This window comes from Flavobacterium sp. Arc2 (assembly GCF_041431385.1).
GTDB lineage: Bacteria > Bacteroidota > Bacteroidia > Flavobacteriales > Flavobacteriaceae > Flavobacterium.
Genome location: NZ_JASMRH010000050.1, coordinates 1 through 6,625 on the forward strand (window position 1 = coordinate 1; position 6,625 = coordinate 6,625).

At 31.0% G+C, this 6,625-nt stretch carries 8 protein-coding genes; 1 reads left to right on the forward strand and 7 read right to left on the reverse strand.

What is annotated here, in order from left to right; genetic code table 11:
- Positions 1 to 960, forward strand: a 960-nt coding sequence (locus QO182_RS19220) for a site-specific integrase (protein WP_371563640.1), incomplete at its 5' end; no start/stop codon positions are given.
- A gap of 422 nt (positions 961 to 1,382) precedes the next feature.
- On the opposite strand, the gene QO182_RS19225 is transcribed toward QO182_RS19220, so the two are convergent.
- The 7 genes from QO182_RS19225 to QO182_RS19255 form a co-directional block, all read right to left on the reverse strand.
- Entirely contained in the window at positions 1,383 to 1,634 is a 252-nt protein-coding gene (locus QO182_RS19225) for a hypothetical protein (protein WP_371563641.1), read from the reverse strand.
- 229 nt (positions 1,635 to 1,863) lie between these two features.
- A complete protein-coding gene (locus QO182_RS19230) occupies positions 1,864 to 2,238 on the reverse strand; it encodes a hypothetical protein (protein ID WP_371563644.1) in 375 nt (124 codons plus the stop codon).
- Positions 2,239 to 2,617: 379 nt separating this feature from the next.
- Positions 2,618 to 3,127, reverse strand: coding sequence for a hypothetical protein (locus tag QO182_RS19235; RefSeq protein ID WP_371563647.1), 510 nt, complete (start codon positions 3,125 to 3,127; stop codon positions 2,618 to 2,620).
- Positions 3,128 to 3,433: 306 nt separating this feature from the next.
- Positions 3,434 to 4,630 (reverse strand): DUF2971 domain-containing protein, encoded by a 1,197-nt coding sequence (locus QO182_RS19240; protein ID WP_371563649.1) that lies wholly within the window; start codon positions 4,628 to 4,630, stop codon positions 3,434 to 3,436.
- A 218-nt stretch (positions 4,631 to 4,848) separates the two neighbouring features.
- Positions 4,849 to 5,676 (reverse strand): prolipoprotein diacylglyceryl transferase, encoded by an 828-nt coding sequence (lgt, locus tag QO182_RS19245; RefSeq protein ID WP_371563651.1) that lies wholly within the window; start codon positions 5,674 to 5,676, stop codon positions 4,849 to 4,851.
- A gap of 171 nt (positions 5,677 to 5,847) precedes the next feature.
- Positions 5,848 to 6,081 (reverse strand): hypothetical protein, encoded by a 234-nt coding sequence (locus QO182_RS19250; RefSeq protein WP_371563654.1) that lies wholly within the window; start codon positions 6,079 to 6,081, stop codon positions 5,848 to 5,850.
- A 1-nt stretch (position 6,082) separates the two neighbouring features.
- Positions 6,083 to 6,436 carry a hypothetical protein gene (locus QO182_RS19255; RefSeq protein WP_371563657.1) on the reverse strand — a complete coding sequence of 118 codons (354 nt, stop codon included), beginning with the start codon at positions 6,434 to 6,436 and terminating at the stop codon, positions 6,083 to 6,085.
- Positions 6,437 to 6,625 lie beyond the last annotated feature (189 nt).

Consider the following 6,625-nt stretch of genomic DNA (forward strand, 5'->3'; position numbering starts at 1 on the left):
AGAAGTCATATCTCAATGTTAATTTTACAAAAATATTCATTTTCGCAAAACTTCTCCCCAGGTTTTGTTCCTGATCCGGAATTGGTTCGACAAGAATACGCGCCAGGAACATTGGAACGTTATGAAACTTCGTTAAAGCACACCAAAAATTTCCTCTTCTGGAAATACAATCTGACGGATATCAATATCGAAAAAATTGATCATGCATTTATCATGGAATATGAATTCTATTTGCGCAGTGAAAGAAAATGCGCTAACAACACCGCCGTAAAATACATCAAGAACTTCCACAAGATCATTAACCAATGTTTGGCCAATGGATGGCTCAACAAGGATCCTTTTGTCAATTATAAAGCGAAAGTCAAAGAAGTCGTTCGCGATTTCCTTTCAGAAGCCGAAATAGAGCAAATGATCAACAAAGAATTTGTTTCAGAAAGATTGGAGCTCGTGCGCGACATATTCGTTTTTAGCTGCTTTACGGGCTTGGCATACATCGACGTGAAGCAATTAACACTAGACAATATTGCCTTGGGTATAGATGGCGATAAATGGATATTCAAGAACAGACAAAAAACAGATACCGCTTCAAAAATTCCATTATTGCCAATGGCACTGGAAATCATTGACAAATATGCCGGATATCCAGTTTGCATAAATGAGAAACGCCTCCTCCCTATTTTGAGTAATCAAAAAATGAATTCTTATCTCAAGGAAATTGCTGATGTTTGCGGAATCAAAAAAGATTTGACTTTCCACATCGCCCGACATACTTTTGCTACAACAATAACACTTTCCAATGGTGTGCCAATTGAAACCGTAAGTAAAATGCTGGGACATACCAATTTAAAAACAACCCAACACTATGCTAAGATTTTAGATAAAAAAGTGAGTGAGGATATGAAAATACTGCGAGACAAATTCAGTACGATAGCGGCAAAAAAGAACCAAAAAACAATCTGATACTTCTATTCCCCTTAAATCTTCCTAATGCTGAAGGAAATTAGTAACAACATAAAGGTTCACTATAGTTTGAGAAATTATTAAAGATTTCAGAAAAATCGCTGAAGAAGAATCAAAAAAAAATATTTTTATATCAGCCCTTTGAATTTTATAAAGGTTTTTTTTATCGAATACCCTCCTACTCTACACAAAAAACTCAATAGCAACAAGTCACTGTCGAGAGAAGGCAAAAGGTATCTAATGAAAAATAAAATAGCAGCAGGCCAAAATCAAACTCATTATAAAAGAGATCAAATCAGAGAAATAAACCTCAGCCAGTTTCGTTCAACACAGGTTTCATTGTTCGTGTTGTACACGCAATGAAAACCTAACTGTAAGCTGTAGTCTTTAATTAAAACACAGTATTTCAAGTTTTCTTTTTACTAATTAACTTTTGGAAAGCTATCAACATATTTTATCTTAAAATCAGGAAAACTATCCACAATCTTTATTTTGAAATCAGGAAAAGAATCAACAATCTTCCATTTCCCTTCAGTATTTGGAAAAGAATCAACAATTTTCACATTTATATCTGCGAAACTTTCAACAACTTTCACTTTGTAATCTGGAAAACTATCAACGATTTGTATCTTGCCATAAATTTTTTTTAGTTCTTCATTCTTGATTTTCGCCATTTTTTTTGTGTTAAGTTATTTAAATATCTATTCTTTACTAAAATTTTCGCTAACATCAGTACATCTAAAAACCGCTAAACGATCTGATTTTAGTTAACTAGAATTCATATACAGTTTAAGCTAAAATTATTTTTCTTTTTGAAACTGCCTCAGGTTTCCTTCAATACGAGTTTCATTGTTGGCTTTACAAGCCCAACAAAGCCTTATCAGTTGTGCTTAGTTTTTGAGATTAAAATCCGTACTGCCTTAAGAGATCAGCATGAAATGTCATTCCTCGATTATCTAATTCCTTAACCAAAACAAACATTGGAGGTGAGTTTCTTAAGAATGATCCAGGTCCTGTATACATTCCTCCGCCAGGACCCGTATACATTCCTCCGCCAGGACCTGTATACATTCCACCGCCCGGACCAGTGTATAATCCACCACCGGGACCAGTGTACATTCCACCACCAGGACCAGTATACATTCCGCCACCTGGGCCTGTATACATTCCGCCACCTGCGCCTGTATAAGCACCGCCACCTGGTCCTGTGTACATTCCGCCACCTGGTCCTGTGTATAAACCTCCCTTTGGTCCCGTATATCTATCTCTTGGCCACATAATTATATAATTTTATTGTAGTTAATAAAAAGAATATTGAATAGTTTTTTTTTAAATTATTTATCATTTTAACGAAATTATTAATACCTGCAAGACAAAATCAAACACCATCCCTTTTTCAAAGTTCCACCTCGATTTGCGCTATTTTATCTTCGCCCGTAAATAAAAGCTTTTAAAATTATTAATACAATACCCACTTTTAGTGATATTTGGTTTGTATTATATAGCTTTTCCAGATTTAATAAGTCTATCAACAACAAAAAACATCACTTCAGCATCTTTTCACTCCTTCCCTCTACTCTGACATCGTAAATTTTTATGATAATTCCACTAAAACCCTAATATTGCAAAACGCTTGTTGACAGATTGCTATTATATTTTAGTTTTTATTTTTTTTTATGCAAGTTGGACATAAATCCATTCCATTTTTATCTTCCCAACTAATTGGATTAATTAAAGGATGTTTAAACATTTCATTATAATATAATTCAACAACCTTAAGGTCTTCATTATTTATTGGTAACCCTTCTTCCATTTTATGTATAATGTTCTCATTTACCATTTTCCTATATTTCTTTATTTCAGTTGTCCATAATTGGCCTCTTATGCAATGTTCACATATGGTTATTTTGAGATGTTTATTTTTTTCTAAAAGCATTTTCGCAACTCTTCTAAAATATGCTGTATCTGCTATTCTGACCATTGAAACTACAACAACACCATATTTTATCCTGTCGTTTAGACTTTCAGACTTATTAAAATCTAAAATTGCTTCACTTGCCAATCCCATAGGAACTAATAAACAATTAATAGGAAGTATTAATTCATTACCTTCTAATCGCGCGCCTGCTTTTTTCAACCAATCATTAGGTGATATAATTTTTTCCATAAATTCTCTTTTATTTGTAGAGCCTATCAACTTGTTTATACCGGAGATAAAGCGGCTACAATCCACCCAAATTAAATTTCCTCTATGCCATAAAATAGCTTTTTACTGGTCAGTACCAAACATACAAAACCATTTCTGTAATTCTTTACGGTATCCCGCATTATCAGTAAAAAAAAAACACCTCATCAGCATCTTTTCCTTCATAGTATTATTCCAGTCTTCAAATCCCACAGGTTAAAAACAGTACTTTTTAAAACTACCTCCACTTCCATTCAACACAGGTTTCATTACTACATGCAGTTGTTTTTATATTCTTGAATATGGGTCATTTGATTTTGATTTCTCTCTATCATACTCGTAGCTCCAAGTGCTGTCGGATTCTAAAATGAATTTTTGCCCATCCATTTTTACTATAATAACTTCTGCATTAATTTCCTTACCTATATCAATCATTGTGTTAATGAGTTCATTATCGGCTTTACTTCCTAAATATATTGCCTTGATATATGGAAATGGTATTTTATTTTCATAATATTTACATATGTTTTCATCTACAATTATTCTCCATTCTTTTTCATAATTCCAATTGGCAGATTTGACAAGAAATGTTTTATAAATCAGTTCATCAATATTACTATTATAAAAGATATTACCAGAAGATTTAATTTTGATTTTTTCAAGTTTTGAAAAGGGTATATTTATTCTTTTAGCTGTATATTCAACAGGAAATATTCCAGCTCTTATAATTGCTTGGTTTCTTTCATTAAGATACTTATCCTTATCATCATAAAAGCTCCGATCAGGAATTTTTAAATTATTTTCTGGTTTAAGAAAAGATAAGTCATATTCTACACAAAAACCTCTATGATTATCTGCATAATGAGACCACATAACTATTTGCTTGTAAAACTCATCATATCTATCAAAATTTGAAAAGCATGCCACTCGGATATCTATATTCTTTAATTTGCCGACTTTATCATCAATTTCTTGAGTTGCATCGTCTAATCTTCGATTAATATTTTTTTTGAAGTCATTGGATTTGTTGTCTAATACTTTTCGTTTAGCATCGGAATAAGATTCTATGCTAGAGTTCCAATAAGAAATATCTTCAATCTTACTTCTCATTATTCTGTCTTTCTCCTCAATAGTAAATCCGCTATCATATTTTGAATGGTCAACACAACCAATTTCATTTATTATTTGAATTAATTTCCTTTTCTCAAAATTCACCCTATCATATCCTATATTACAATCGAATGGGTCATTAAAAAAATTTGGGTGAGCCATCCACAATCTTTGATTTTTAATGTCTAAAATATTTTGTGAGGTTGGCGAATAATATTTGAAAAGATATTGAGGAAGAAAATCATTCTTCTTATACAATAGATCCATTCTTTGTAGAATGCTCTTTGAGTAGCTTTTCTGTTTTTCATTACTAGAATCAAAAACTTCTTTTATAAATCCATTTTGCCAATTTTTCTTTTTTATTTTTCTAAACATTAATTTACTTATTTATTAGTCTTTTGGTCTACAATTACGCACAATGTTAGTACTATCTTAAAACTTAAAAATCAACTGACTTTTATTAATTTACAATGACACATGTGATCTAAAACTATAATTAAAATACTTTTAAATTACCTCCGGTTCTGTTCAACACGTAATTCATTGTTCGTGCTACACACGCAACAGAACCCTAGCTGTTGGTGGCTGGTTTTTTATTTAGGAACGTTTTTAAGTAAATTAAAGGCCACAAAGTATAAACCCAATAAAACAAAGGGAATACTCAATATTTGTCCCATATTTAAACTCATTCCTTTTTCAAAATCTACTTGATTTATTTTAATAAATTCTATTAAAATCCTCATTATGAATATTAAAGTTATTGTTAAACCAAACAAAAATCCATTTCCTAACTTTATGTTTTTAGTTTTATAAATAGTGAAGATTGTAATAAAAATTAAAAAATACGAAATCGCTTCATAAAGTTGTGCTGGATGTCTTGGTATATTGTCAACTCGTTTAAAAATAAATGCCCAAGGCATTGAAGTCGGATTGCCAATCATTTCAGAGTTCATTAAATTCGCAAGTCTTATAAATGTTGCTCCAAGTGGAGCAACAATTGCAATTAAGTCAAGTGTTTTAAGATATTTCATTTCATATTTTTTTGAAAATAGATAAAGTGAAATAATTAACCCAATTGTTCCTCCGTGACTTGCTAAACCTGCAAAGCCGATAAATTTGTATTCTCCATTTAGAGTTTTCTTAATTGGTAAAATAATTTCTAATAGATTTTTTGAATAATATTCAAAATCATAAAATAAACAATGTCCTAATCTTGCTCCAACAAAAATTCCAACTATTCCGTAAATAAACAATGCTTCGTGTGCACTATCTTTTAAGTTTTCTCTTCTAAAAATTCCTTTCAGAATGTACGTACATAAAAGTAATCCACAAGCAAATATAAGTCCGTAATATTTTAATGGAAAACCATAAATATTTATTATTTCGGAGTCAAAACCCCAATTTATGTACAATGCAATCATATTTATTTATTTTTATTTTCTGCGATTTTTAGGTCAACTTGCCACCAACTTCATTTCCTCACAAAACCTCACGAACAAATTTTACTTTATTAATTAGAAAGTAAATATATGTGATTTAAACTACAATTATTTTTCTTTTTGTACTACCTCCAGTTCCGTTTATCCGCAGGTTCATTGTGGGCTTTGCAAGCCCAACGAACCCTTAGCTGTTATAGGCAGTGATTTTAAATACAATTCTGTTGAATGTCTGTAAAGGTAGTTTTGGGGTATTTCTGTTGGTTGAGTTATATTAAAGTGGTCAAAATTGTTTGTTTGTAAAAAATCAGCACTTTTTATATCTGCATCAGCAGTTACTCCAAATCCTTTATCAATGTGAGTATCGATTCCTGTAAATAAATATGTCATATTAATTTACCTTAAATTTAAATTTTTCATTGAAAGTGATTATTAAAGTTAATATAATTGTTAGAGCAAAAATATAAAGCATGTCTTCAATAGTTGCCTGAAAATAATAAGGGAACTTTTCGGAATAAGTTTCAAAATAACCATTTACTGGATATTTAATATCACTTAAAAGCAAGTTGTCGGAATAAATATCATTTGATGTAAATGTATTATATACTACATATTTACCCCAAAAATATTCTTTGTAATTAAATTCTCCGAAATGCTCCAAAATAAAAAAAATCAAAAGGGAAATAATAAATGATTTTAAAATTTTGATGATAAGTGTTTTTTTTATTGATATTTCTTTTTTCATTTTTCTTTGTTTTTTTTGCGGTAACATTACTGCCAACCTTATGCCACTTTGAGTTGGCTGGAAAATCGTAACCGCTCAGTTTTCGGCTTAACAAAAACTTCATGCGAAACGGTAATTCCACTAAATCCTTGCATCTTGTGTAACTGCTGTTGTGCGATTGGTTATTTATTTGTATCGTTCTTCTATTGG

Bases quoted from the DNA above. Each gene is read 5' to 3' on its own strand.
- QO182_RS19240 (WP_371563649.1), bottom strand. From the start codon at position 4,630: ATGTTTAGAAAAATAAAAAAGAAAAATTGGCAAAATGGATTTATAAAA.
- QO182_RS19230 (WP_371563644.1), bottom strand. From the start codon at position 2,238: ATGTGGCCAAGAGATAGATATACGGGACCAAAGGGAGGTTTATACACA.
- lgt (WP_371563651.1), bottom strand. From the start codon at position 5,676: ATGATTGCATTGTACATAAATTGGGGTTTTGACTCCGAAATAATAAAT.
- QO182_RS19225 (WP_371563641.1), bottom strand. From the start codon at position 1,634: ATGGCGAAAATCAAGAATGAAGAACTAAAAAAAATTTATGGCAAGATA.
- QO182_RS19235 (WP_371563647.1), bottom strand. From the start codon at position 3,127: ATGGAAAAAATTATATCACCTAATGATTGGTTGAAAAAAGCAGGCGCG.
- QO182_RS19250 (WP_371563654.1), bottom strand. From the start codon at position 6,081: ATGACATATTTATTTACAGGAATCGATACTCACATTGATAAAGGATTT.
- QO182_RS19255 (WP_371563657.1), bottom strand. From the start codon at position 6,436: ATGAAAAAAGAAATATCAATAAAAAAAACACTTATCATCAAAATTTTA.